General features: G+C 64.2%; 26 protein-coding genes. 12 read left to right on the top strand and 14 right to left on the bottom strand.

The window, feature by feature from the left end:
* Positions 1–251: 251 nt before the first annotated feature.
* From B6V76_RS04845 to B6V76_RS04870, 6 genes are all read right to left on the bottom strand, one after another.
* A complete protein-coding gene (locus B6V76_RS04845) occupies positions 252–1,190 on the bottom strand; it encodes a bifunctional riboflavin kinase/FAD synthetase (protein WP_088726790.1) in 939 nt (312 codons plus the stop codon).
* A gap of 29 nt (positions 1,191–1,219) precedes the next feature.
* Entirely contained in the window at positions 1,220–1,663 is a 444-nt protein-coding gene (locus tag B6V76_RS04850; protein WP_075774735.1) for a MaoC family dehydratase, read from the bottom strand.
* A 141-nt stretch (positions 1,664–1,804) separates the two neighbouring features.
* A complete protein-coding gene (locus B6V76_RS04855; protein ID WP_088726791.1) occupies positions 1,805–2,683 on the bottom strand; it encodes a TIGR01459 family HAD-type hydrolase in 879 nt (292 codons plus the stop codon).
* A 114-nt stretch (positions 2,684–2,797) separates the two neighbouring features.
* Positions 2,798–3,649 carry a CpsD/CapB family tyrosine-protein kinase gene (locus B6V76_RS04860; RefSeq protein ID WP_088726792.1) on the bottom strand — a complete coding sequence of 284 codons (852 nt, stop codon included), beginning with the start codon at positions 3,647–3,649 and terminating at the stop codon, positions 2,798–2,800.
* 15 nt (positions 3,650–3,664) lie between these two features.
* Positions 3,665–5,173, bottom strand: a complete 1,509-nt coding sequence (locus B6V76_RS04865) for a hypothetical protein (protein ID WP_088726793.1) — start codon at positions 5,171–5,173, stop codon at positions 3,665–3,667.
* Complete coding sequence (locus B6V76_RS04870) at positions 5,173–6,129, bottom strand: AAA family ATPase (RefSeq protein ID WP_166504541.1); 957 nt, start codon at positions 6,127–6,129, stop codon at positions 5,173–5,175. The genes B6V76_RS04865 and B6V76_RS04870 overlap by 1 nt, the downstream gene beginning before the upstream one ends.
* A gap of 244 nt (positions 6,130–6,373) precedes the next feature.
* Between B6V76_RS04870 and B6V76_RS04875 the strand changes: the two genes are divergently transcribed.
* Both B6V76_RS04875 and xrtD read left to right on the top strand, forming a co-directional pair.
* Positions 6,374–8,899, top strand: coding sequence for a tetratricopeptide repeat protein (locus B6V76_RS04875; RefSeq protein ID WP_088726795.1), 2,526 nt, complete (start codon positions 6,374–6,376; stop codon positions 8,897–8,899).
* An 81-nt stretch (positions 8,900–8,980) separates the two neighbouring features.
* A complete protein-coding gene (gene xrtD, locus B6V76_RS04880; protein ID WP_088726796.1) occupies positions 8,981–10,561 on the top strand; it encodes a VPLPA-CTERM-specific exosortase XrtD in 1,581 nt (526 codons plus the stop codon).
* Between the two features lie 5 nt (positions 10,562–10,566).
* Here xrtD and B6V76_RS04885 read toward each other — a convergent pair whose 3' ends face one another.
* Complete coding sequence (locus B6V76_RS04885) at positions 10,567–10,836, bottom strand: hypothetical protein (RefSeq protein WP_088726797.1); 270 nt, start codon at positions 10,834–10,836, stop codon at positions 10,567–10,569.
* 182 nt (positions 10,837–11,018) lie between these two features.
* On the bottom strand, positions 11,019–12,215 hold the full coding sequence (locus B6V76_RS04890) for a glycosyltransferase family 4 protein (protein WP_088726798.1): 1,197 nt from the start codon (positions 12,213–12,215) through the stop codon (positions 11,019–11,021).
* A gap of 226 nt (positions 12,216–12,441) precedes the next feature.
* Between B6V76_RS04890 and B6V76_RS04895 the strand changes: the two genes are divergently transcribed.
* The gene (locus tag B6V76_RS04895; RefSeq protein ID WP_233243085.1) at positions 12,442–13,131 is read left to right on the top strand and encodes a metallophosphoesterase; all 690 of its coding nucleotides are present in this window, start codon (positions 12,442–12,444) and stop codon (positions 13,129–13,131) included.
* 75 nt (positions 13,132–13,206) lie between these two features.
* Here B6V76_RS04895 and B6V76_RS04900 read toward each other — a convergent pair whose 3' ends face one another.
* Positions 13,207–13,890, bottom strand: a complete 684-nt coding sequence (locus tag B6V76_RS04900) for a sugar transferase (RefSeq protein ID WP_088726800.1) — start codon at positions 13,888–13,890, stop codon at positions 13,207–13,209.
* A 409-nt stretch (positions 13,891–14,299) separates the two neighbouring features.
* Between B6V76_RS04900 and B6V76_RS04905 the strand changes: the two genes are divergently transcribed.
* Positions 14,300–14,614 (top strand): TM2 domain-containing protein, encoded by a 315-nt coding sequence (locus B6V76_RS04905; protein WP_075774515.1) that lies wholly within the window; start codon positions 14,300–14,302, stop codon positions 14,612–14,614.
* Here the strand turns inward: B6V76_RS04905 and B6V76_RS04910 are convergent.
* Positions 14,611–15,426, bottom strand: a complete 816-nt coding sequence (locus tag B6V76_RS04910; protein ID WP_088726801.1) for a DUF3445 domain-containing protein — start codon at positions 15,424–15,426, stop codon at positions 14,611–14,613. The genes B6V76_RS04905 and B6V76_RS04910 overlap by 4 nt on opposite strands.
* Before the next feature lie 45 nt (positions 15,427–15,471).
* Positions 15,472–15,888, bottom strand: coding sequence for a DUF6314 family protein (locus B6V76_RS04915; RefSeq protein ID WP_088726802.1), 417 nt, complete (start codon positions 15,886–15,888; stop codon positions 15,472–15,474).
* 71 nt (positions 15,889–15,959) lie between these two features.
* On the opposite strand from B6V76_RS04915, the gene purB reads away from it, so the two are divergent.
* From purB to B6V76_RS04945, 7 genes are all read left to right on the top strand, one after another.
* Positions 15,960–17,264: an adenylosuccinate lyase gene (purB, locus tag B6V76_RS04920; RefSeq protein WP_075774513.1), complete on the top strand. Its 1,305-nt coding sequence runs from the start codon at positions 15,960–15,962 to the stop codon at positions 17,262–17,264.
* 100 nt (positions 17,265–17,364) lie between these two features.
* Entirely contained in the window at positions 17,365–17,517 is a 153-nt protein-coding gene (locus B6V76_RS19845) for a hypothetical protein (RefSeq protein ID WP_157771572.1), read from the top strand.
* Positions 17,518–17,652: 135 nt separating this feature from the next.
* Complete coding sequence (locus B6V76_RS04925; protein WP_240497809.1) at positions 17,653–18,690, top strand: FliG C-terminal domain-containing protein; 1,038 nt, start codon at positions 17,653–17,655, stop codon at positions 18,688–18,690.
* Between the two features lie 178 nt (positions 18,691–18,868).
* Positions 18,869–19,870, top strand: a complete 1,002-nt coding sequence (gap, locus tag B6V76_RS04930) for a type I glyceraldehyde-3-phosphate dehydrogenase (RefSeq protein WP_088726917.1) — start codon at positions 18,869–18,871, stop codon at positions 19,868–19,870.
* Positions 19,871–19,901: 31 nt separating this feature from the next.
* Complete coding sequence (locus B6V76_RS19850; protein ID WP_088718884.1) at positions 19,902–20,045, top strand: hypothetical protein; 144 nt, start codon at positions 19,902–19,904, stop codon at positions 20,043–20,045.
* Between the two features lie 108 nt (positions 20,046–20,153).
* Positions 20,154–21,155, top strand: coding sequence for a type I glyceraldehyde-3-phosphate dehydrogenase (gap, locus tag B6V76_RS04940; RefSeq protein WP_088726803.1), 1,002 nt, complete (start codon positions 20,154–20,156; stop codon positions 21,153–21,155).
* Positions 21,156–21,395: 240 nt separating this feature from the next.
* Positions 21,396–22,187, top strand: a complete 792-nt coding sequence (locus tag B6V76_RS04945; RefSeq protein ID WP_088718886.1) for a YfdX family protein — start codon at positions 21,396–21,398, stop codon at positions 22,185–22,187.
* Here the strand turns inward: B6V76_RS04945 and coaD are convergent, their stop codons facing one another.
* The 3 genes from coaD to B6V76_RS04960 all read right to left on the bottom strand — a co-directional run bounded on the left by coaD (position 22,188) and on the right by B6V76_RS04960 (position 24,199).
* Positions 22,188–22,685: a pantetheine-phosphate adenylyltransferase gene (gene coaD / locus B6V76_RS04950; RefSeq protein WP_088721770.1), complete on the bottom strand. Its 498-nt coding sequence runs from the start codon at positions 22,683–22,685 to the stop codon at positions 22,188–22,190.
* A 90-nt stretch (positions 22,686–22,775) separates the two neighbouring features.
* A complete protein-coding gene (locus tag B6V76_RS04955; RefSeq protein WP_075774509.1) occupies positions 22,776–23,210 on the bottom strand; it encodes a CBS domain-containing protein in 435 nt (144 codons plus the stop codon).
* Positions 23,211–23,299: 89 nt separating this feature from the next.
* Positions 23,300–24,199, bottom strand: coding sequence for a LysR family transcriptional regulator (locus B6V76_RS04960; protein WP_075774508.1), 900 nt, complete (start codon positions 24,197–24,199; stop codon positions 23,300–23,302).
* Between the two features lie 115 nt (positions 24,200–24,314).
* On the opposite strand from B6V76_RS04960, the gene B6V76_RS04965 reads away from it, so the two are divergent.
* Positions 24,315–25,817, top strand: a complete 1,503-nt coding sequence (locus B6V76_RS04965) for a CoA-acylating methylmalonate-semialdehyde dehydrogenase (protein ID WP_075774507.1) — start codon at positions 24,315–24,317, stop codon at positions 25,815–25,817.
* Positions 25,818–25,875: the final 58 nt, after the last annotated feature.

Genomic DNA, 25,875 nt, shown 5'->3' on the forward strand with positions numbered 1-25,875 from the left:
GAAAATGGGGCAGCGGCGGGGAAATGGAAAGGGCAGATCGGCGTATCGTGAGCGGATCTGCGATTTGGACATGGCGGGACGGGCAGACCGACGACTTTTGGCGCGGGGCGACCAGCCCCGGGCCGCGCCCGACCTCCCCCCGGGAGGGCGCATTGGCGAGGGAGTCGCGGTTCACGCGTCATTCGGGCTTGTGAGATAAAGCGCCCAGCCACTGGCGACATAAAGCGCCCACCCGAGGTCGGGCGCGGCCCTCAGCGCTCCGCCAGAATCTCCCGCGCGCGGACGCAATCGGCATCCATCTGCGCGACCAGCGCCTCGAGCCCGTCGAACTTCATCTCGGGACGCAGGAATTCGACCAGCGCGACCGAGACATGCTCGCTATAAAGGTCGCCTTTGAAATCGAAGACATAGGTTTCGAGGTTCGGGGTGTTCTCGCCGAACATCGGACGCACTCCGAGGCTCGCCGCCCCCAGATAGCTACCCTTGTAGGGACCGGTCAGCACGTCGAACTTCACCGCATAGACGCCAAGCTTGGGCAGATGCAGCCCGGCCATCGACATGTTCGCGGTCGGATAACCCAGATCGCGTCCGCGCTTGTCACCGTGGAGCACTTCGCCCTCGATCCGGTGCAGGTGACCCAGCATCGCGGCGGCATCCTCGGGACGGCCCTCGGCCAGCGCGGTGCGGATCGCGGTCGAGGACGCCTCGACCCCCTCGACATGCAGAAGCGGCGCGACGGTGACCTCGAAGCCGTATTTCGCGCCCAGCTCCGTCAGCATCGCCACGTCGCCCTCGCGCCCCTTGCCGAAGCGGAAATCGCCGCCAACCGCGACATGGGTCACGCCCAGCCCTTCGGCCAGCACTTCGCGGGCGAACATGTCGGCGCTCATATCGGCCAGTTCGTCGTTGAAGGGCAGCTCATAGAGGCGATCGACGCCGAGCTTGGCGAGCCGGTTGGCGCGCGCCTCGGGGTTCATCAGCCGGAACGGCGGCAGGGTCTTGCCGGCGCGCGCTGCGAAGAATTCGCGCGGATGGGGTTCGAAGGTGATGACGCCCAGCGGCGCATCTTTCCCGCGCGCCTGATCGATCACCGATTGATGGCCGAGATGGATGCCGTCGAAATTGCCCATCGCGACGGAGGCCCCGCGCGAGGATTTCTCCAGCGATTTCCAAGTGGTCAAGCGTTTCATCCACCCCGCCCTCCGGCGAGGTCGCCGGGTCAGTCGAACTTGCGCGAGGGCGCCAGAACCAGCGCCTCGCCTTTCACGACCACCGTATCGCCCACCGCGCAGTGGGTTTCAAGCGTGACACGGCGACGCGAATGGTCGATCGCCGTGACCTTGACCTCGGCATAGACCACATCGCCCGGGCGCACGGGGGCCATGAATTTGAGCGACTGGCCCAGATAGACCGTGCCGTGACCAGGAAGCTGCTCCCCGATCACCGCCGAGATCAGCCCCGCGGTCAGCATGCCATGCGCGATTCGACCCTCGAAAATGGTGTCTTGCGCATAGGCGTCGTCCAGATGGACCGGGTTATGGTCGGTGGAAACCTCCGCGAACATCTCGATGTCGCGGTCGGTGACCTCCTTGCGGAGGTAGCGCACCATGCCGATTTCCAGATCTTCGATGCAGATCGTGCCACGGGGCAGGTTGTCGAGCATATCCATAGGTCCCAGCCGGAAGTTCATGTTGCACTGCGGCATAGCACATGCGGCAGAGCACAGGCAAGGCGCCTGCGCAACTTTTTTACCCTACCGAGACAAAAGTCGCAACAAAGTTACGTAGAGAATTTGATGCTCCGCTCAGGTCAGTTGCCCCATGCTGTAGAGTGGATCGCGCTGACGCGCCTCCAGCCAGGTGCGCAGCAGCTCCGGATTGGGGTTCTGCGGATCGGCGCCGAACTGGTCATGCGCCAGACCGCCGGTGATGAAGAGGCAATCCATCCCCTCCCCCGCGGCGCCGGCCACGTCGGTATTGATCCCGTCGCCGATGGCGAGGATGCGCGCATCCTCCGCGCCGCCCAGACGGCTCAACTTGCGCCGCGCGAGATCGTAGATCGGCGGATGGGGCTTTCCGAAATACATCGCCTCGCCGCCCATTTCCTCGTAGAGCGCGGCCAAAGCGCCTGCGCAATAGATGCGCTTGTCGCCCAGATCCACGACGATATCGGGGTTCGCGCAGAGCATCGGCAACTCGCGCATCTTCGCCAGCAGGAATTTCGGGCGGTAATCCTCGGGAACTTCGTTCACCTCGTCGAAGGGACCGGTGCAGACGATACCCTCTGCATCGTCGAAATCGACGCGGGTGATCTCGGCTTGCCCCTGCCATTCTTCCGGCACCTCGGTGAAGAAGCCGTCATCCTTGGACGGCCCCAGATGCCAGACCTTCTTGCCAACGGCGCCCGCGAACATCGCATCCTGCGCGGCATCGCCGGAAGAGACGACGAGGTCATAGGCGTCGCGCGGACAGCCCAGCTTGTCGAGTGACTCCATCACGAACTTCGACGGACGCGGCGCGTTGGTCAGAAGGACGACCTTGCCGCCCTTCGCGCGAAACGCCTGCAGCGCCGCGACAGCCCCGGGGAAAGCCTCGACCCCGTTATGCAGGCAACCCCACAGATCGCAGAACAGCGCGTCATACGAGTCGGAAACCTCGGAGAGAGAAGAGATGATGCGGGTCATATCGGCCTTTCGTCAGCAGGGTTTGGCGCGGTCCGAAGCCTCGGCCTGCGGGACCTCGCTCGCTTACCGAGGCTATATGGCACGGGCGTGACGGAAGGCAAAGCGGCGCACCGCTCAGTTCGCGTCCGAAACGACCCCGTAACCGTAGCCATAGGCATAGCCGTATTCGGGGGCCGCGAAGCGGAATTTATTGACCACCACGCCCATCACATTGGTGCGCTCGGCCAGCTCGCGCTCGCAGATGTCGATTTCCCGGATCGTGGTCTCTTCGGTCGCGGCGATGATCAGCACGCAATCGACATGGGCGGCGAGCGAGAGCGTATCGTCGCTGACAAGCACGGGCGCGGTGTCGAAGATCATAAGGTCGGGGGCGTAGATAGCCTCGATCCGCTCCAGCGCCTCGGTCGCGCGGCGCGACTGGATCAGCTCGGCCGGGGTCGCGACCGGTTTGCTGTTTGCTCCGATCGCAAGGTTGGCGCCCAGACGCAGCGCGTGATCGGCGAACTCGCCTTCCCCTGCGAAAACGTCGGAAACTTGCGGGCCGCGCGGCGCGTCGAGCAGTTTAAGAAGCGAGGGCTTGCGGAAATCGGCCTCGATGAGCAGGGTGCGCCGCTCTTCTTGCCGTGCGAGGCTCAGCGCGAGATTGAGTGCGACGGTGGATTTCCCGCAGCCTGCCGAGGGCGAGGTGATCGCCAGCCGCCGCCAGCCATTGGCCCGCATCTGCTGCACGATCTTCGTGCGCATCAGGTCGATCGGGGCGCTCTCGGCGCTGCTGTCGGGACTGACGATGCGCTTGCCGCGCAGTCGCCCGAGGTTCGGGGCAATCGGCGTCAGCGCCTGCCACGCGTCCGCGGTGAGACTGTCACTGCCCTGATACGCTGGCGCGCGCGCGGCAGGCTCGAACGCCGTACGCCCGGTGCGGGCGGCCCGGGCCTTGGCAATCGCATCTCGAAGTCTTTCGGCCATCTCGCTCTCCTTGCCTCAGAACAGCCGGTCGAGCGGCATGTAGAACGCGCTGAACAGCACCACGACCGCGATGAACGCCCCGCCGACCATCGAGCCGGAGACCACTATATTGCGGCGACGGGCCCGTAAGTCTTCGGGCGTGCTCAGGTAGGGCAGCGTCGCGAAAGCCGCGATGCCCAAATGGCGCTGCAGGTCTTCGGGGCGACGGATACCGGTGCTGAGCAATTCCTTCAGCGCAATCGCGACGAGGCCGAGCAGCAGCCCCACTCCGACCCCGGCCAGCGCCAGCGTCTTGCGGTTGGGTTTCACCGGCTCGCCCGGTGCCACCGCCTGATCGATCACGGTCAGCTTCTCGCCCTTGGCCAGCGACTCGATCGTGTCGCCCGTCTCGGCCACCGCGCGCGCCTGCACGGCGCTGTCGTACTGATCGGCGAGATTGTCGTGATCGCGACGCAGCGCTTCGAGCGCCGATGCATTGGCGGGCACTTTCGCCATGGCTTCGCGAAGCTGCGTCATCTTCAAGTCAGCGGCCTCGCCCGCAGCCTGCGCCACGAAAAGCGCATCGGTCAACTCGCGCAGACGGCTCTCGAAGGCCGACTTCGCTTTCGGCAGCGGTAGCTGTGCCTGCTGCGACAACTCCTGAATTTGCGCCCCCAGCGCCGCGAGGCGCGCGTCATCAGCGGGCAGAAGAGGTTTGAGCGCGTCGCGCTGCGCTTCCAGCCGGGACAGTTCGCGGGCTGCGGGCGGGTAGATCGCGTCGCGGTCGACCTTGCGCCCTGCCGCCTCGCGCAGGCGCACCAGCCGGTCGATCTCCGTTTCGGTCTCGTTCACATGCGCGAGCCGGGTCTCCGCGTCCGCCTGCACCGCGGCGAGACGGTCGCGAAGCAGCGGCAGCTCCTCGGGCAGCGCGTCGCCGTTCTCCTGCTTGAACTGCAAGATCGCAGCGGAGGATTTCGACAGCTCCGCCTCCAGCCGATCCACCTCGCGCGAGAAAAAATCGAGCGTATCGCGCGCGGCCTTGGTGCGAATATCGGCGTCTTCCTTCAGAATGCGCGTCACCAGCTCGTTCGCGACCCGCGCGGCGCGAGCCGGAGCGCCGGCGCGAAAAGACACCGTCATGAAAGTCGCGTCCTTGGGGGCGGAGCGCGATCTGCTCTGCTCGGAAATTTCGATCGCGACCGAATTCTTCAGCGCCTCGAACACTGCGTCGGCATCGCGCGCGCCGGTCTCGGTGCGCAGGTCCGGAAACAGCGCCATCCGACGCGCCATGTCGAGAAGGCTCTCACGCGAGAGCACGCGCTTGCGGATCACCTGCAGCTTGGCGTTGGTATCGGTGTGCGCGGTCGAGGCGGCGAGACGGTCGGGGATGCGATCGCCTTCGACAACCAGAAGCGCCCTGGCCTCGTAGATCGGTGTGATCATCCGTCCGGCCGCCAGCCCGACAAGCGCCCCCAGCAGCACCGCCAGCAAGAGCCAGTGGATCCGCCGGGCGAACAGGGCCGCGTAGAAGCGGAGCTCCCGCATCAGCGCCCTCCCCTGTGGAGAAAGGCGGGCGCGGGCTCCGGCTGTGAGGGACCGGGCGCAAGGTCGGCATGCCCAGCGCTTGCAGCAGAGGTCGGCGCGGGTGCGATCACGCGCGGCTTGGCGCGCTGCGTCTCGACCGGGAGATAGAAGACATTGTCCTCGATCACCCTGTCGATGATCTCGCCGGTGACGACCTCCGAACGCGCCGAATAGGCATAGACCATGCCCAGATCGGCCAGCTGGTTCATCAGCCGCGGAAGGCCGCCGCAATGGGCGTGCAGTTTCTGTGCGGCCTCGGGGGTGAATATCTTCCGCGTCGCACCGGCGACCTGCAGGCGGTGGGTGACATAGGGCTGCGCGCAATCGGCGGGCATCGGCCCGAGATGGAAGCCGGAAGACACACGCTGCGCGAACTGGCGCAGCTCTGGCCGCGCGATCAGGTCGCGCAGTTCCGGCTGCCCCATCAGGATCAGCTGCACCAGCTCGTCTTTGTCGGCGTTGATATTGGTGATCATGCGCAGCTCTTCGAGCACGCCCGCATCGAGGTTCTGCGCCTCGTCGATCACCACCACCACGCGCCGCCCGGCAGCATATTCCTGGATCAGAAGCTGCTGGAACCGATCGTAGATCAGGACGTAATCCTCGCCCGCCTCCACCCGCTGGCCGAGCGAGAGCATGATCCAGCGGATCACGTCATCGCGCGAGCCCCGCGCGTTGGAGACCAGAGCGATCGTTACATCCTCGGAGATGGTCGCCATCAGGTGACGCAGCAACGTCGTCTTGCCCGCCCCCACCTCTCCCGTGATGAGCGTGATCGGCGCGCGCGAGAAAAGCCCGTATTCGAGCATCGTCGCCGCGTGCTTGTGCTCTGGCGACCAGAACAGGAAGTCGGGATCGGGCAGCAGCGAAAAAGGTCGCTCCGCCAGTCCGAAGAATTCGGTGTAGATTTCGTTCATGCCTGTACCGGGCCTTTGGCCTCTTGGATTTGCGCCAGTAAGCGGCATCCCCCCGCACTTCGCAAGAATTCGTGAGGAGATCGTGAGAAGTTACAGCCAAACTGTCGCAAAAACGCGTCTATCCCTCGAAAAACTGGCCTTTTAGACAGGGGTAGGATGTTCAAATCTCTTTATAGTTGACGTCGCAGCAGCTAGCCTTCTTGCCAAGCGCCGATCAGAGCGCAGCAGCAGACAGGCAAGACAGATGCCCCGATACCAGTATGCGCGCGCGAGCTGTCTCGCGCTTTGCGCAGCGCTCGCATTGAGCGGTTGCAAGAGTGACGAAGACAAGGCCGAGGCCCATTACCAATCGGCCCAGACGCTTCTGGCCGAAGGCGATCCGGTCCGCGCGATGGTCGAGCTGCGCAATGTCTTCGAATATGACGGCACGCATAAGGCCGCGCGGCGCGCCTATGCCGATCTGCTGCTGGCGCAGGGACGGCTGCAGGAAGCCTTCAGCCAGTATCTGCGCCTTCTCGAACAATATCCAGAGACCGTCGATGTCCATCGCATCCTTGCGGAGCTGTCGCTGCGCACAGGCAACCTGCCCCGCGCGCAGGAAGAGGTGGACGCGGTCAAGGAACTCGCGCCCGACGATCCCGGCGCGCAGGCGGTGCAGCTTGCGCTCGACCTGCGGGACGCCAGCCTGTCGCGCGATACCGCGCGCCGCTCCGAGATCGCAGCGACGGCCGAAGCACTGACCGAAGCGCATCCGGAGATCCTGACCGGCTGGCACGTACTGATCGACGCGCGAAACGCGGAAGGCGATGACACGGCGACGCTTACAGCCCTTGATGCCGCGCTGACCCGCGACCCGGCGCAATACCGTTTGCAGGTCCTTAAGCTGGAGCTGATCTCGAAACACGGCTCAAGCGCCGAGATCGGCGCGCAGCTCGAAGCGATGCAGAGGCTTTTCCCTGAGGACACGAAGACCCGCACCGCGCTGATCGCATGGTATGTGCTGCGCGACGATCAGGCGGGGGCCGCGCGTTTCCTGCACAAGCTCGCGACCGATCGCGACCGGCAGACCAGCGGCTATCTGGAACTGGTGCGCTTTCTGGCCCGCGCAAAAGGGGCCGACGCTGCGCGGGCGGAACTCGACTCTTTGATCGCGCAGTCGCAGGGCGAGCCGAACGAGGCGATCTTCACCGCGATGCGCGCCGATCTGGATTTTCAGGCGGGTGACCGGGCAGCGGCGCTTGCGCGGATGCAGGCACTTATCACCCGCCATCCCGACAGCGAGGAGATGCGTCAGGTCCGCACCGCTTACGCCCGGATGCTCGACCACGACGGGCAACGCGAAAAGGCGAAGGCCGAGATTGCGGCTATCCTGAAGACCGACCCGACAAACGTCCCTGCCCTGCAACAGCGCGCGACTTGGCGGATCGAGGAGGATCGCACCGATCTCGCGATCACCGATCTGCGCAGCGCCTTGCAACAGTCCCCCGACAACCCGCAGACCCTCACCCTGCTGGGCGAGACCTATCTGCGCGACGGTGCCCCCGATCTTGCGCTGGGGCAGTTCAGCCAAGCCTATGACGCGGCGGGCCGCGCCGCGCCGGAGGCGATCCGCTATGTCGATTTCCTCTTCGCGCACGACCGCGCCAGTGCCGCGCGGACGGTTCTGGCCGAGGCCGTGGAGGTCACTCCGAACAGCCCGGGCCTGCTCAAGCGACAGGCCGATCTGGCGCTGGCCGGTCACGACTGGGCACTCGCCCATCGCAGTGCCGACCGGCTCGCCGCGCTTGCCGCGCCGGGCACCGAGGGGTTGGCGCAGTCGATCCGTGCCGCGATCCTCCTCGGGCGCGGGCGAAGCGAGAGCGCGATAGAGACGTTGAAAACTCTGGTGCAGGCGTCCGGCCCCGGCGACGAGGGCGTCACCACGGCCACGGCAGTCTCCGCAGCGGCGGTCTCGGCGGTGGTGCAGGCGCAACTGGCCTCCGGACGTGGGGCCGAGGCCCGCGCCTATCTCGACGCTCAACTGGAGCAACAGCCCGGTAATCGCGGCTTGCGCCTGCTGGCGGCCAATCTCTCCGCGATCCGGGGCGACACCGATCAGGCGGAGGCGGCGCTGCGCACACTGATGCATGAAGCCCCCGCCGATCCGCGTCCCGCGCGCCAGCTCTATCGCCTGCTTGCGTCCCAAGGGCGCGAAGGCGACGCGCTTGCGGTGATCCAGACCGCTCTGGAGAAGGCTCCGCAGGCCGATCCGGTGCTACTGCTCTACCGGGCGCGGTCGGAAGAGAAATCGGGCCGGTTCGACGCGGCGATCGCGACCTATGACGATCTCTACACGCGCGACAGCAGCGACCTGATTGTCGCCAATAACCTTGCGAGCTTGCTGAGCAGCCATCGCGACGACCGGCCCAGCCTCGAGCGCGCGGCCCGGATCGCGAAACGCTTCCGCGAGCGACCTGAACCTGCCTTCAAGGACACCTATGGCTGGACAGAATACCGGCTGGGAAATTACGGCGCCGCCCGCCCCCTTCTTGCCGCTGCCGCGGCCGGGCTGCCAGAGAACGCGCTGGCGCAATATCACTACGCTGCCGTGCTGATAGCGCTGGAAGAGACCGACCTCGCCGAGGCCGCCTTGCGCGATGCGCTGCGCTTGGCCGGCGCGCCACTGCCGCCCGCCATGCAAGGCGCGCAGAAGCAGCTTGCAGCGTTGACCGGGACCGCGCGGGCGGGCTCGTCGGGCAACACCCCGCGCCGGGCCCCGGACCAGCGCTGATTTTGTCTTTGGATCAAAGCTCTCGCAGGGTAAGCTCATGTGAAAGCGCCGCGTCAGACGGCCTATGAGCGAGCAGTCGAGATGATCACCACGAGCCCCCCTCTGCGCGAGGTGCGTGCCCTGCCATGGGGCACGCTCGGCCTGCTTTCGCTGGCCGTCCTTTCCTATCCGTTCTTCGCACTGGGGCTGGCCAGCCTCGGGGCCGCGTGGTCCACGCCGGAATACAGCCACGGGCCGCTGATCCCGCTGATTTCGCTCTATCTTTTCGCGCGCGAATTGCACCACGCGCCGCTGCAACTGGACGCCCGCCCGCAGCGCTGGCAAGGCGTCACGGTGATCGCAGTGGCGCTCTCCCTCGCTGTCTTCGGCGCGCGCGCGCAGATCGCCGACCTCGTGACCTATGCGCTGATTATCTGGACGATGGGCGTGGTGCTGCTGAGCATGGGCTGGCAGGCGGGCAAGCGCCATTGGAAGCCGGTGCTGCATCTGATCTTCATGCTGCCGCTGCCGCAGATTCTCTACTGGAAACTCACCATCGCCCTACAGCTCGTCTCGTCGGAGCTGGGCGTGATGCTGGTGCGCGCCGCTGACATTCCAGTGCATCTGAGCGGCAACGTCATCGACCTCGGCGTCTACAAGCTGCAGGTGGCCGATGCCTGTTCGGGGCTGCGCTATCTCTTCCCGATCCTCAGCTTTTCCTACCTGTTCGGAATTCTCTATCGCGGGCCGTTCTGGCATAAGGCGGTGCTCTTCGCGATGGCCGCGCCGCTGACGGTGCTTCTGAATTCGCTGCGCGTCGGTATGGTCGCGATCCTCGTCGACGCTTACGGCATCGAGCAGGCCGAGGGCTTTCTGCATGTCTTCGAGGGTTGGGTGATCTTCGGCGCGGCGATCGCCATCCTCAGCCTCACCGCGATCGGGCTGCAGCGGCTGGTGGCGGAGCCGAAACCGCTCTCCGAGGCGCTCGATCTGGACTATCGGCGCTTTACGCCTGAGGCACGCCGCTTGCGCAACCTCGCGCCGTCGCGCGATCTGGGGCTGGCGGTCGTCCTTACGGGTGTGGCGCTGGCGCTCTGGTCTGGTCTGCCGCAGATGACGACGCTTCCGCCGGAGCGCGCGCCCCTGTCGTCCTTCCCGACGCAGATCGATGGCTGGCAGGGCACGCGCCGTCCGCTGGAGCCGGCGACGGAAACGGTGCTCGCGGCGAGCGATTACCTCAACGCGGTCTATGCCGATCCCGCGCAGGACGCGCCGGTGAACCTGTTCGTCGCCTGGTATGCCGATCAGAGCCAAGGCGACGGCATCCATTCGCCCGAGGTGTGCCTGCCCGTCGGTGGCTGGGAGGTCAGCGCCTTCCGCCCGCATCGCATCGCCCTGCCCCACCGCGCCCCCTTCGAGGTCAACCGCGCGATCATCGCCAAGGGGCTCAACAGGCAACTGGTGTATTACTGGTTCGACGGACGTAGCCGCGCGATGACGAGTGACTGGCGCGCGAAGCTGTCGGTGATCGCGGATGGTCTCACGCGCGGACGAACCGATGGCGCGCTGGTACGCTATGTCACGCCGATCCGCCGCGACGAGGATATCCGCGCGGCCGACCGGCGCCTTACACGTTTCATCGGGCAGTCCCTGCCCAGGCTGAGCGCCTCTATTCCGGAGTGACGGGCCTACGAGCCCAGCGCGACGGTCCCGCCCCAGCAGCCCGGGATCGGGTTACGGGTGTCGAAGACGAGCGGACATGTTTCCACGGCTTTGATCGCGCGGTCCACGCGCGCATCTGCCATCGCAGGCGTCAGCCCGATCGCGAGCGCATGGGCCACCGGATCGTAAAGCGAGCGGCCCGTCTGACCGGGCATCGAAGTCGGAGCGGTTTCGCGCAGATCACCCGCGAAAGAAGAGCTGGCCACACCGGTCACAACCAGTGCAGCAAACGCCACCGCCGATGTCCTCCAATGCGCCATACAGGTTCCAAGCCGAATGCCGAATGAAACAGCGCGAACCGCAACGCTGCTCGCCCCTTGAGTTTGTGGCGCAATTGGGGCCGCGCGCAACTGGAATCTTGGCGAAAATCAAGCGAAAGTAACGATTTAGGAGAAACAGTTTAGCCTGATCTCAGGCTTTATTTCTCCATCTTGGAGAATATCCGGTCATAGGCCGAAAGGAGCTGTCGCGCCGAGAAATCCCAGGACAGCGCATCGAGCACCCGCGCACGGCCCAGTCGCCCCATCGAACGCGCGCGTTCGGGCGCCTCGATCAGCGCCGCGATCCGGGCAGCGAAGTCCTTCGGATCATTGGCACGTGCATAAAGCGCGGCCTCCCCCGCAGAGGCCCGCCCTTCGGTCAGGTCGAACTGCACCAAAGGCTTCTCGAGCGTCATGTATTCCATGACCTTGTTCATGGTGGAGATGTCGTTCATCGCGTTTTTCGGATCGGGCGCGACGCCGATATCGATCGCATTCATCGCCGCGAGCATCTCTTCGCCGTAAAGCGGGCCGGTGAAGGTGAAATAATCGCTCAGACCCCGCGCCGCGACGTCGGCCTCCACGTTAGGCAGTTCGGGGCCGAAGCCCACGATCACCACATGTAGATCGGTATGGCCGAGTTTGCGCACCAGATGCTCCACCGCCTGAACCAGAAGGTCCATCCCCTCCTGCTGCCCGATCACGCCGATATAGCCAAGCACGGTCTTCGCGCCCCTGCGGTAGGCGGGATCGCCGGGCCCGGGCAGGAAGGTCTCGACGCGCGGGGCGGAGCGGACGACGAAGACGTCCTCGGGGGCCATGCCACCGCGGGTGATCGCGATCTTGCGGAAGCTCTCATTGGTGGCCATCGACACCGAGGCGCTGGCGAAGGTGATCCGCTCCCAGATGCGCATCACGGCCCACAGGAGCCCCTTCTTGCCAAACTTGGCCTCGAACAGCTCAGGGCAGACGTCGTGATGGTCGAACATGTAGCGCACGCCCGAGAGGCGATAGCGCCAGGCCAGAAGCCAGATCAGATCAGGGGGGTTGCAGCCTTGGATCACGTCGAAGCCGCGCTCGCGTTTCACCTGTTTCGCCAGCCGGAACCACGCCTTGATCGCGTGCCAGTATTCCCGCGCATAGGCGACCGCGCCGGAATGGGCTTCGGGTGGTGCGGGATGGCGGTAGATATGGATGCCCTCGATCTCTTCATAAGCCGCGTCCCAGCCGCGCCCCATCGGACAGATCACCGAGACCTCGTAGCCCGCGGCGCGCAATGTCGTGGCCTCCAGCCAGACCCTGCGGTCCAGCGGCACCGGCAGGTTCTCCACCACGATCAGAATGCGTCTCGCCATGCCGCTTAAGACCCGCCCTTGCCACGGGGGCGGTTTGCCGCCCATTTTTATGTGAGCCCCTTTCGCTCACGTCTTGCGACGGTTATGTCCCAGCCACGCGTTGGTTTCCACCCCGCATAACTCCGGATTTCCCCATATGTTGCGCTCTCTACTCTCCCGTCTCAAACCAGAGACCGCTCCCTCCTCGGCACCCAATGGCCTGCCCCGTCCGGAGGCGCCGATCTGCGTGATCGGGGACCTTCACGGCCGCGCCGATCTCTTGGGCAAGATGTTCGAGCGGATCGGGCAGGAACCGGAAGGCGCAAAGGCCCGGATCATCACGCTCGGCGACATGATCGACCGCGGCCCGAATTCGGCGCGGGTGCTGGCGACACTCCATGCGGCGCAGCTTGCCAACCCCTCGCGGATGATCTGCCTGATGGGCAATCACGAGCGGATGATGCTCGATTTCCTGCTCGCGCCCGACGCACGCACGGCCGGTTGGCTGCGCGTCGGCGGGGCGCAGACGCTGCAAAGCTATGGCATCGCGCCGCCCGATCCCAACGAGACCGACCTCGAGGTGCTCGACGCGGTGCGGATGGATCTCGCGCGTGCGCTGGGGCCCGATCTGCTGGCCTGGCTCGATGCGCGGCCCGCGATGTGGCGCGAGGGGCGGTTCGCCGCGACCCATGCGGGGGCCGATCCCTATCACCCGATGGAACGCCAAAGCCGCGATGCGCTGCTCTGGGGCCATCCCCGTTTCGGACAGATGACCCGGCGCGACGGGGTCTGGATCGCATTCGGCCATTGGGTCGTCGATCAACCCATGGCCGATCAGGGCCGCATTGCAGTTGATACCGGCGCCTATGAAACCGGGCTCCTGAGCGCGGCATGGCTCGACAAGGGCGGGCTGCGCTTCCTGCAAGTCGCGAATTGAACCAAGACGGGCGCCCCGATGGGAGCGCCCATTGGCAGGTTACAAGCCGTCTCTCTCTCGCAACCGGTGTCGGAATTATTTGCCCGTCTGGCGCAATACCACGGCGACGGTCATCAGGCAGAGCCACAGATCGGTCAGCAGCGACAGTTTCGCGTAGTAGCGTTCGTCGAAGCGCACACGGTCCACGAAGGCGGTGGTCGAACGCCCCGCGACCTGCCACAGCCCGGTGATGCCGGGGCGCATCTTGTAATAGGCCCGGCCCATCGCGCTTTTGTAGCTGGCCTCCTGATCGAGCATGAAGGGGCGCGGCCCCACGAGGCTCATCGAACCGAAGAGCACGTTGAAGAACTGCGGCAGCTCGTCGAGGCTGGTGCGGCGCAGGAAGCGGCCGATACGCGTTATCCGCGGATCGTCGTCGAGCTTCTGGTTCACCGACCATTCCAGCGCGAGCGCCGGGCTTTCGTTGCACATACGCACGAGCTGCGCCTCGGCATCGACATGCATGGTGCGCAGCTTGTAGCAGCGGAACCGCTTGCCGCCCTGCCCGACGCGTATCTGCGAATAGAAGGCGGGACCGCCATCGGCGCGCACCGCGAGCGCCAGAAGCGCGATCAGCGGCAGCAGAACCGGAAGGATCGCGACCACGGCGAGAATGTCGAACAGGCGCTTTCCCATGCCTTCGTAGCGCAGAATACGCGCTCCTGTCCGGGTCGCGCCCGTCGCATTTGCCAGTTCGAAATTGGTCGAGAGATCCGACATTTTCTTCCCTATTGACTGCCTCAAAGTGCGAACCTTCGAGCCCGCTTTTCTTTAACCCGGTTTTTACCTTTGATTCGTCCATAATTGTGACGAAAGCCGCCAATTGTTGCGGCTCCGGCCCATAAACGGATCTCGATAAAAAATCACAAGTCGTTGATCGCCGTTTTTTATCTTTTTGTTTTATATGTTACATTTCTTCCTGACTGCGGTAATCCGCAGCCTCTCTGCACTCGCGCATAGGGCGATTAGCGCAAAATTGACCCTAGGTAATCTTTGGTTAAATCGGCATGAAACCGGACAGCATCGCACGCTCTCGATATGGTGGATTTTCGCCCCCTCCTGATCGCGCCCCTCTTGATCGCGCGGCGCAACTGCCCATATCGGGTGGGAAGATGTTATGGAGATTAACATGACCCGAGACGATGCCCGCGCGCTCTATATCGAGCAGCGCGTCGCGAATGAGAAGAAGTCGGCCCTGCTAGGCTATGTGCTGTGGTTCATGCTGCCCATGCTTGGCGTGCACCGGATGTATATGGGGCGCGTCTTCTCCGGCGTGGTGATGCTGGCGCTGACCGGGATCGGCACGCTTCTGTCGCCCATCCTGATCGGCTTCATCCCGCTCGGCCTTGCAGGCCTGTGGTGGCTGATCGACGCGCTGCTGATCCCCGGCATGGTCTCGCAGGATATGGCGGAGACGCGCTGGCGGCTGATGCAGGAAGCTTAATCTGCTTGCCGGATCGGGTGTTCGGCCAACGCCTGCGCCTGATCCGGGCTCAGGCTTTCCGGTCGCACGACCTGCGTGTGGATCGAGAAGACCACGGCATTCGTGCGCGGCAGCCGGAACAGGCATTGCCGCTCCACCCTAATATAAGGGGCGTCGGCGGGCGCGTGGGCGAATTCGTATTCCGAGCGTGGATCATGCAGATGTGCCGCCGAGCGCGAGGCGGTCCCGCGCATCAGCCCCCTGTCCTCACGCACGCCATCCAGCAAGCGCTGCACCCGCTTGCCGAGATCGTCGGTGTAGAGCTCGATCGGTTCGTGAATGCGCATCATCGGGCGCATGAATTTCTCGCGCAGCGTCCAGCCCGACGGGAAACACAGCACACCGCCGGTCAGCACATGCTCGGTATGGCCGAACGCGTCGGGGTCGGCTTCCATCAGGCATAGATCGCATTGCAGCAGCCGCCCGAGCGTGGCGAGCGGGTCCGTGCGATCCAGCGCGACCACCGCCCCATCGGGCCGCGTGACCGCCTCCGCGTCGCTGGCAAACCCCAGCGCCGGAAGCATCGGCAGGATCAGATCGTAGAGTTCTTCCGCCGCAGGACGTCCGTGCTCCGACAGGCCCAGCACCAGATCGCGCCCCTTCCCGATCAGCCGGTCGCGCAGGCCCATCTGGGCGGCGTAGGCATCATCGACCTCCAGCCAGTCCTCATATGTCACCGGGATCACACCTGGCAGCCGCCGCGTGCGCGGATCGGCCCAAGGCGCGAAGCTCAGGCGGTTTTGCAGGATCGGTGTGGCGACAAGGTCTTTCATCCCCGCAGATTGCCGCGCGCCGCGGCCCTCGACAAGAGGCCCTCGTCAGGGCTGCCCCGCGCTGCGCACATAATCCGAGATCATCTGGTAATCCTTGCGCGGCCCCTGCACCCGCCAGATCGCCCGCCATGCGGGCCACGCCTCGAAATCGTAGCTGACGCGGTAGTCATCGGGATCGCACCAATGGCTTGCGGTGGGCTTCAGCGGATCGAAGCTGTGGAAAGGCCGCCCATCCTCGAACGCGACCGCGATCTGCCCCGCCTCCAGCCGCCAGAAATAGCTGCGCTCGGCATGAAAGCTCTGGCCGCCCGGCATCATCAACTCGCCGCTCTCGCGATAATGCAACCCGACCCCTTCGGGCGTGAAACTGGCGCGGCCCTCGAACCGGGCCTCGGTGCCATCCGCATGCAGAATACGGCGCATCAGCACCCAGTCCCCCTCGAAATCCGACAGCTGCGGCATTGGCTCTCCCTTGCCCCAAAGGCAGGTGCAGTCTAACAAGCGCGCAACCACACGCAATCAAGAGGCCGCCGATGATCCCGCGTTATGCCCGCAAAGAGATGGTCGACATCTGGGAACCCGCCACCAAGTTCAAGATCTGGTACGAGATCGAGGCGCATGCCTGCGACGCTCAGGCCGAGCTGGGCGTGATCCCGAAAGAGAATGCCGAGGCCGTCTGGAAGGCCAAGGATGTCGAATTCGACGTCGACCGCATCGACGAGATCGAAGCCGTCACCAAGCATGACGTGATCGCTTTCCTCACCCATCTGGCCGAGCACGTGGGCAGCGACGAAGCGCGCTTCGTCCACCAGGGCATGACCTCGTCGGATGTGCTCGACACCTGCCTCAACGTGCAACTGGTACGCGCCGCCGATATCCTGCTGGCCGATCTCGACAAGGTTCTGGCGGCGCTGAAGAAGCGCGCCTACGAGCACAAGGACACGGTGCGCGTGGGCCGCTCGCACGGCATCCATGCGGAGCCCACCACGATGGGCCTGACCTTCGCGCGCTTCTACGCAGAGATGGACCGCAACAAGGCGCGCCTCGCGGCCGCCCGCGAAGAAGTCGCCACCGGCGCGATCTCGGGCGCTGTCGGCACCTTCGCCAATATCGACCCGCGCGTCGAAGAACATGTCTGCAAGATGCTGGGTCTGCGCCCCGAGCCGATCTCGACGCAGGTGATCCCGCGCGACCGTCACGCGATGTTCTTCGCGACGCTGGGCGTCATCGCCTCGTCGATCGAGAACGTCGCGATCGAAATCCGCCACATGCAGCGCACCGAAGTGCTCGAAGGCGCGGAATTCTTCTCGATGGGCCAGAAGGGCTCTTCGGCGATGCCGCACAAAAAGAACCCGGTCCTGACCGAGAACCTCACCGGCCTCGCCCGCCTCGTGCGGATGACCGTGATCCCGGCGATGGAGAACGTGGCGCTTTGGCACGAGCGTGACATCTCGCACAGCTCGGTCGAGCGCGGGATCGCCCCCGACGCCACCGTGACGTTGGACTTCGCGCTGAACCGTCTCGCCGGTGTCGTCGACAAGATGATTATCTACCCCGAGAACATGCTGGAGAACATGAACAAGTTCCCCGGCCTCGTGATGAGCCAGCGCGTCCTGCTGGCGCTGACCCAGGCTGGCGTATCGCGCGAAGACGCCTATGCGATGGTGCAGCGCAATGCGCTGAAGGTCTGGGAAGACCGCGTCGATTTCCGCGAGCAGCTGCTGGCCGACAAGGACGTCGTGGCCGCGCTCGGCGTGGACGGCATCAACGAAAAATTCGACATGGGCTACCATACCAAGCATGTCGACACGATTTTTGCCCGCGTTTTCGGCGAATAATCGAGACCCAAGCCCGTTTCGCGCCGCCTATGTCGACAGACTATAGGCGGCGCGCGTGATTCGGGCTTACCCTAGGGCATCTGGCAAAGGGAGATTGCAGATGATCCGAACCATCCTTGCAGCCACCGTGCTGATCTTCGCCCCGCTCGTGGCATCCGCCGAATGCTACGGCGATCATCAGGCCTCCATGTCCTGCCCGCAGGGCAAGGTCTGGGATAAGGACGCGAATGCCTGCGTCCTGCAATCCAGCTGACCGCTGAGACGGTAAGTCCGTCTTAACGTCCTCCGTGCAAAGCTGACCGCGAAACCGCATTGGCCGCCCGCGCGGCCGATGCCCAGGACGGAGGTTCTCGCGGTGAATGTGATCGCGCCCATGGCGCTCGGCCATATGCCCGGGTCCGACTCGGCTGGCGACAAAGCTGCCCGCCCCGGGCCGCTGTCGCGGCGCCAGAAAGCTGCGATCATCGTGCGGCTGCTCGCCTCCGAAGGGCTGAAACTTCCGCTGACGGAGTTGAGCGACGATCAACAGACCGAATTGACCGAGACCGTGGCGCAGTTGCGCCTCGTCGATCGCGACACCGTCGTCAGCGTGGTCGAGGAGTTCTGCGAAGAACTGGAGGCGGTCGGCCTCGCCTTCCCCGGTGGGCTGGAAGGGGCGCTGTCGCTGCTCGATGGGCAGCTTTCGCCCTCAGCCTCGAACCGACTGCGCCGACTGGCCCTCGGCTCCTCCCGGGGCGACCCGTGGCAGCGGATCGCGGGCCTCTCGGCAGAGGTACTTCTACCCGTGCTGGAAGGCGAAAGCGTCGAGGTGGGCGCCGTGATGCTGTCGAAGCTCTCGGTCGCGAAATCGGCGGAGCTGCTTGGTCTCCTGCCGGGAGAGAAGGCGCGCCGGATCGCCTATGCCGTCTCGCTGACCGGGAATGTCGCGCCGGAAACGGTGCTGCGGATCGGGCAGGCGCTTGCGGCGCAACTCGATGCCGCCCCACCGAAAGCCTTCGATTCCGGTCCCGTGGAAAGGGTCGGCGCGATCCTCAACTACTCCGCATCTGCGACCCGCGACGCGGTGCTCAAGGGGCTCGAGGAGGAGGACAAGACATTCGCCGACGAGGTGAAGAAGGCAATCTTCACCTTTGCCAACATCCCCGCCCGCATCGACGCGCGCGATATCCCGAAAGTGCTCCGAGTCGTCGATCAGGCGCAGCTGACCGTCGCACTTGCCGGGGCGACCGGGTCGCTTAAACCCTCGGCAGAGTTCATTCTCACGAACATGTCCCAACGCATGGCGCAATCGCTGCGCGACGAAATGGCGAATCTCGGCAAGGTGAAGGAGAAAGACGCCGAAGAGGCGATGAGCGCGGTCGTCGCCGCCATTCGGGAGATGGAAGCGGCGGGCGAGATATTCCTCGTCGCGGAGGATGAGGATTGAACGAAAGATTCTGTCGCAGAGTCCCGTCTGGCGAAGCCCTTCACCTCAAAGTCCCGCCCTGCCCCGCAATGTTATCGCAAACACCGCGTGTTTACGCTAACATACTGTTTCAAAACCTTTTCTCACTCTGCATGCAATGGTATCCAGCGCCGAAATCACGCGCTTCGGAGAGATCATCATGACCGTCACCATCGGCATCAACGGCTTCGGCCGCATCGGGCGCTGCACGCTCGCGCATATCGCGGAAGCCGCACGCAACGACGTGCAGGTCGTCAAGATCAACGCCACCGGCCCGATCGAGACCAACGCGCATCTCCTGAAATACGACTCCGTCCACGGCCGGTTCGGCGGACAGGTGAAAGTCGCGGGCAACACGCTCGACCTCGGGCGCGGCCCGATCGACGTGATGTCGACCTATGATCCGGAAGAACTCGACTGGGACGGCGTCGATGTCGTCCTCGAATGTACCGGCAAGTTCAACGCCCGCGACAAGGCCGCAGTCCACCTGGGTCGCGGCGCGAAGCGGGTGCTGGTCTCCGCGCCCGCGACCGATGCCGACAAGACCGTCGTCTACGGCGTCAACCATCGCGAACTGACTCAGGCGCATCACGTCGTTTCGAACGGGTCGTGCACCACGAACTGCCTCGCCCCGCTCGCCAAGGTGCTCAACGACGCGATCGGCATCGAATCGGGCGTGATGACGACGATCCACTCCTATACCGGCGATCAACCCACGCTCGACCGCCGCCACAAGGATCTCTACCGCGCTCGCGCCGCCGCGATGGCGATGATCCCGACCTCGACCGGCGCTGCCAAAGCCTTGGGAGAAGTGCTGCCCGAGCTGAAGGGCCGACTCGACGGCACCGCGCTGCGCGTTCCGACCCCCAATGTTTCCGCAGTTGATTTGACCTTCGAGGCCCGCAAGTCCGTGACCCGCGACGAGGTGAACGAGATCGTCCGCGAAGCCGCCGCCGGCTACATGGGCATGGTGCTGGGCTACGACCCCGAGCCGAAAGTCTCGATCGACTTCAACCACACCCAGCAATCCTCTATCTTCGCGCCGGACCAGACCAAGGTCGTGGGCAAGCTTGTCCGCGTCCTTGCCTGGTACGATAACGAGTGGGGGTTCTCCTGCCGGATGGCCGATGTGGCCGGGGCGATGGGGCGACTTGTGCATTGACGCGCCGGGCAAGGGCGCGCGAAGGGAATAGATGACCAATCGGATCGCGCTCTGGCTTGGGGGCCTCCTCATATTTCTCATTCTGGCGGATGTATTGGCCGATGACGGCCGGATCCTGCTCTTTCTGGCGAAAAAAATCGTCGATCTCGTTCAATATGTCGCGTTCTGGCGCTAGCTTCAGGGTGTTACCCCGTTGACCTTTGGCGCTGAACGCGCTTGTTAGCGTTAACGGAAGACCTGCCCGTGCAACTCCCTGCCGGGCAGCCAGCCAGAGGAGACGGATATGACGGTTAAAGTTGCCATCAACGGGTTCGGTCGCATCGGCCGCAACGTGCTGCGCGGGATCATCGAGTCGGGTCGCACCGATATCGAGGTGATCGCGATCAACGATCTCGGCCCGGTCGAGACGAACGCGCATCTGCTGCAATTCGACTCCGTGCACGGCAAATTCCCGCAGGAAGTCACGACCGGCGAAGACTGGATCGATGCCGGCCGCGGCAAGATCAAGGTCACCGCGATCCGCGACCCGAAAGAACTGCCCTGGGGCGATGTCGATGTCGCGCTGGAATGCACCGGTATCTTCACCGCGCGCGAAAAGGCAGCCTTCCACCTCGAGAACGGCTCGAAGCGGGTTCTGGTCTCGGCCCCGGCCAGCGGCGCTGACAAGACGATCGTGTTCGGTGTCAACGACGGCGCACTGACCGCGGACGACCTCGTGGTCTCGAACGCGTCCTGCACCACGAACTGCCTCTCGCCGGTCGCGAAAGTCCTGAACGATGCGATCGGGATCGAGAAGGGCTTCATGACCACGATCCACAGCTACACCGGCGACCAACCCACGCTGGACACGATGCACAAGGATCTCTACCGCGCCCGCGCCGCGGCACTGTCGATGATCCCGACCTCGACCGGCGCTGCGAAAGCCGTGGGTCTGGTGCTGCCGGAACTCAATGGCAAGCTCGACGGCGTCGCGATCCGCGTGCCGACCCCGAATGTCTCGGTCGTCGATCTGGTCTTCGAGGCCGCAAAAGACACCAGCGTCGAAGAGATCAATGCCGCGATCAAGGCAGCAGCGGACGGCCCGCTGAAAGGCATCCTCGGCTATACCGACAAGCCCAACGTCTCCAGCGACTTCAACCACGACCCGCATTCGTCGATCTTCCACATGGATCAGACCAAGGTGATGGAGGGGCGCATGGTCCGCATCCTGAGCTGGTACGACAACGAATGGGGCTTCTCCAACCGCATGGCGGATACCGCCGTCGCGATGGGCAAGCTGATCTGACGTGATCGGGGCGCTGCCCCGGCAAGGCGAAGATGACGAAGGGCGGTCCAAGTTGGGCCGCCCTTTTCGCGTTCACCTCTCACACACGGCTCACAGAGGGCGCACGGCCCCTCTCGGGCGCGCCGTGAGCCTTGATGCGTGGTGATAGAACCCTTTGAAATCGGGGACGTTTCAGGGTCATGGAGCGCGCCGCCCGGCGGCTCCGCCTTAGCTGAACCCCATCACGAAAGGGAATATCCCATGGAACGCAGCAAGAAATTCCTCGCCCTCGCCCTCTCCTCCGCGCTGATCGCGGGTCCCGCAGGCTTCGAGATGGCCTCCGCGGCCACGACGAATTCCAACAGCAATTCCGGGGGGAGCGCGATCAAGAGCAGCCAGAGCCAAAGTAATGACGCGGTCTCGCAGACCACGGCAAGTTCCACCGACAAGGAGTTGTTGACCACGGTCGACGACGCCTACACCGCGATGCGCGAAGTACGCGCCGCGCGGCTGGCGATCTTCGACGGCAATACCGACATGGCGACGAAGATGACCAAGGACGCCACTGCGAAAATGCAGGCCGCCGAGAAAGCCGAGAGCCAATGGGGCGTGCCCTCGAAGGCTGGCACGAAAGGCGTGACCTACCTGCCCTTCGACAGCTCCATCGCGCTTGGCGAGAGCTTCACCGTGACGCCGGAGAACCAGAAGGCAGTCGGCAAGGCCAATCAGCAGATGGCGAAAGGCAATGCGAAGGCGGCGGCCAAGACGCTGAAGGATAACGATATCGATGTGTCGATCTCGGCGGCGTTGGTGCCCGCGAAGTCTTCGCTCACCCATCTGCAGGATGCGTCCAAGCTGATCAAATCGGGCAATTACTACGAGGCGAACCTCGCGCTGAAAGGCGTCGAGGATTCCGTAGTGATCGATCAATGGGGGCTCGACAACCTGCCGCAGCAGGCGGGCAACGCCGCCAAAGCCTCGGCGAATGCGAGCGGCAGCACCCAGATGCAGCAGAAATCGCAGCAATCCGGCAAGTCAGCCTCGAAAGGCTGATCAGCGGTTGGCGTAAGCCTTGATCAAGGCATCGCGCACGGCGGGGGTGACGAATTTCGAAACATCCCCGTCGAGCCGCGCAATTTCCTTCACCAGTTTCGAAGCAATCGCCTGCCGCCGCGCATCGGCCATCAGGAACACCGTCTCGACCGAGGAATCGAGCGCGCGGTTCATTCCGACCATCTGGAACTCGTATTCGAAATCGGCCACCGCACGCAGCCCGCGCACGATCACGGTCGCACCGACATCCTTGGCGCAATCGATCAGCAGGTTTTCGAAAGGATGCACGACGATCTCGCCGCCGCGGCGATCGGTGATCTTGGCGCATTCTTCCTGAAGCATGGCGACGCGTTCCTCGAGCGGGAACAGCGGCCCCTTGTCACGGTTGATCGCGACCCCGATCACGAGCCGATCCACCAGAGCCATCGCGCGCTCGATAATATCGAGGTGCCCCAGCGTGACCGGATCGAAAGTTCCGGGGTAAAGACCGATCCGCATGGCATCCTCCCTCGTCGCCCGCCAAAAAGCTCAGCGCACGCAACTATATTGCGCGATCAAATGCAAGCGGGAAGGTGCTGCAATGCGGCATCAGTTGCCCATGATCATGCCCTGAAGCGACTCTTTCTCCATGTGAAGCTCGTTCAGGCGCGCCTTGACCACGTCGCCGATCGAGATCACACCGACCATCTTGCCATTTTCGCGCACCGGCATGTGGCGGAAACGGCCCTCGGTCATCAGGCTCATCACCTCTTCAGTGCTGTCCATCGGGGCGCAGTGCTTGACGTCACGGGTCATGACATCCGCGGCCGTCATCACCAGACACTCCGCACCGCGCTTGGCGATCTCGCGCACGACATCGCGCTCCGAGACGATCCCGTCCACGGTTTCGCCATCCTGCGAGACGATCACCGCACCGATGCGTTTCGAGGCCAGCTTGGCGATTACCTCGCTCAGCTTCATGTCCGGGGCGACGGTAAAAATTTCCATCTCGCCCTTGTTCTTGAGAATCTGCATCACCTGCATCGACGTCTCCCTGAAAAGGTCGTGTAGACTCGAGCGTCCCACTGCTTTCATAGATTTGTCAACGGCTTTGCGGTTCACGGGGCCAACAGTTATATTTCAACCGCAGCGTGTTCGAGCCGTGCGACCTCGTCGCGAAGCCCCTGTCCCAGCGCCTCCGCGAAGCGCGTCAATCGCTCGGAACGGCGATCGTCCGCGTGGCGGATCAACCAAAAGGCGCGGTTGAGCCGGATCTCGCCACCCAGCACCCGCTGCACCCCGGGGGCGAAGGGAAGCGCGAAATCATGCACGATCCCCACACCCGCACCTGCCTCGATCATCCGCGTCTGCACCGCCGCCGAGTTCGAGGCGAGCCCCATCACCTCTGCCTCGGTCTCGGCGAAGTAGTCCAGTTCCTTGTCGAAGATCATGTCGGGGATGTAGCCGATCATCCGGTGATGACGGAGATCCTCCTTGCAGGTAATTGGCGGCGCTTTCGCGAGATAGTCGCGATGGGCGGCGAGGCTGAGATGATAATCGCTCAATTTTTGCACGGTCAGACGGCCCGCCGTCGGGCGCGACACCGCGATCGCCATATCCGCCTCACGCTTCGAGAGGTTGAAGACGCGCGGCAGGGCGACGACCTGAATCTCCAGCCCCGGATTTTCTTCGGCGATCTTCGCGCAGACCTGCGGCAGAAGGTAATTCGCGCAGCCATCGGGCGCGCCGATCCTCAGCTGGCCGGTCAACTGGCCCGCGATCCCGGACATTTCCTCGTCCGCGCCCGCAAAGACCTGCTCCGCCGCTTCGGCATGCGGCAGGAGCCGATCCCCGGACTCGGAAAGCGCATAGCCCTGCGGCGACTTCACGAAAAGCTTCGCGCCCATCCCCTCTTCGAGCCGCGCGATCCGACGCCCCACGGTAGCCGCGTCCAACTTCAATCGCCGCCCCGCACCCGACAGGCTCTCGGCCCGCGCGACGGCAAGGAAAATCCGCAGATCGTCCCAATCCATACCACGCCCCTCTTTGCAAAAACGCAAAACGCTTTTGAGCTACTTCCTCTTTTATGCTCATTTTCGCAAGGCTAGAGTGCGCTCAAGCCAAGATTATCTGTAGGAGGAGCGTCTCATGGAAGAAATCGGTCACTGGATCAACGGCAAGCGCGTTGCGGGCACTTCGGGCCGCTTCGGCGAAGTCTTCAACCCCGCTACCGGCGAGCAGATCGCCAAGGTCGCACTGGCCACCCCGGCCGAGCTCGACGCAGCGATCGCGGACGCCGCGAAAGCGCAGCTGGAGTGGCAGAAGGTCAACCCGCAGCGCCGCGCCCGCGTGATGATGAAATTCGGTCAGCTGATCGAGCGCGACATGGACAAGCTCGCCGAGGCTCTGTCGAAAGAGCACGGCAAGACCATCCCCGACGCGAAGGGCGACGTGCAGCGTGGCCTCGAAGTGATCGAGGTCTGCATGGGCGCGCCGGCGATGCTCAAGGGCGAATACACGGGCGACGCAGGCCCCGGTATCGACCTCTACTCGATGCGTCAGCCGCTGGGCGTCGTGGCCGGTATCACGCCGTTCAACTTCCCCGCCATGATCCCGCTCTGGAAGATGGGCCCGGCGCTGTCGGCCGGTAACGCGATGATCCTAAAGCCGTCCGAGCGCGTGCCGACCACCGCGATCATGCTCGCTGAACTGGCGCAGGAAGCCGGTCTTCCCGATGGCGTGCTGCAGGTCGTCAACGGCGACAAGGAAGCTGTGGACACGATCCTCGATCACGAGACGATCCAAGGCGTTGGCTTCGTGGGCTCGACCCCGATCGCACAATACATCTACGGTCGCGCCGCCACCAACGGCAAGCGCGCGCAGTGCTTCGGCGGTGCGAAGAACCACATGATCATCATGCCCGATGCGGACATGGACAAGGCCGCCGACGCGCTGATCGGCGCGGGCTACGGCGCCGCTGGCGAGCGCTGCATGGCGATCTCGGTCGCGGTTCCGGTGGGTGACGGCACGGCGGATGCGCTGGTCGAGCGTCTCGTGCCGAAAATCGAGAAGCTGAAAGTCGGCCCCTATACCGGCGGCGACGACGTGGACTACGGTCCGGTCATCACCAAGCAGGCGCAGGAGCGGATCAAGTCGCTCATCAATTCGGGTGTCGAGCAGGGTGCGAACCTCGTGGTCGATGGCCGCGACTTCTCGCTGCAGGGTTATGAGGACGGCTTCTTCGTCGGCCCGTCGCTCTTTGACAACGTCACCCCCGACATGGACATCTACAAAGAGGAAATCTTTGGCCCGGTCCTTTCAATGGTGCGCACGAAGTCCTATGACGAGGCGCTCGATCTGGTGGTCGACAACCCCTATGGCAACGGCACCGCGATCTACACCGCCGATGGCGACGTGGCTCGCGACTTCGCGGCGAACGTCAATGTCGGCATGGTCGGCATCAACTTCCCGATCCCGGTTCCGCTGAGCTACTACACCTTCGGCGGCTGGAAGAAGTCGGCCTTCGGCGACCTTAACCAGTACGGCCCGGACGCCTTCCGCTTCTACACCAAGACCAAGACCGTCACGGCGCGCTGGTTCTCGGGCATCAAGGACGAAGGCGCAGCGCTCAACTTCAAGGCGCTCGACTGATCGTCAGGCGGGGCGGTTTGCGAACCGCCCTCCCCCACACATAGGAAAACGCCCCGCC

The sequence above is a fragment of the Thioclava sp. IC9 genome (assembly GCF_002213225.1).
GTDB classification, from domain to species: domain Bacteria; phylum Pseudomonadota; class Alphaproteobacteria; order Rhodobacterales; family Rhodobacteraceae; genus Thioclava; species Thioclava nitratireducens.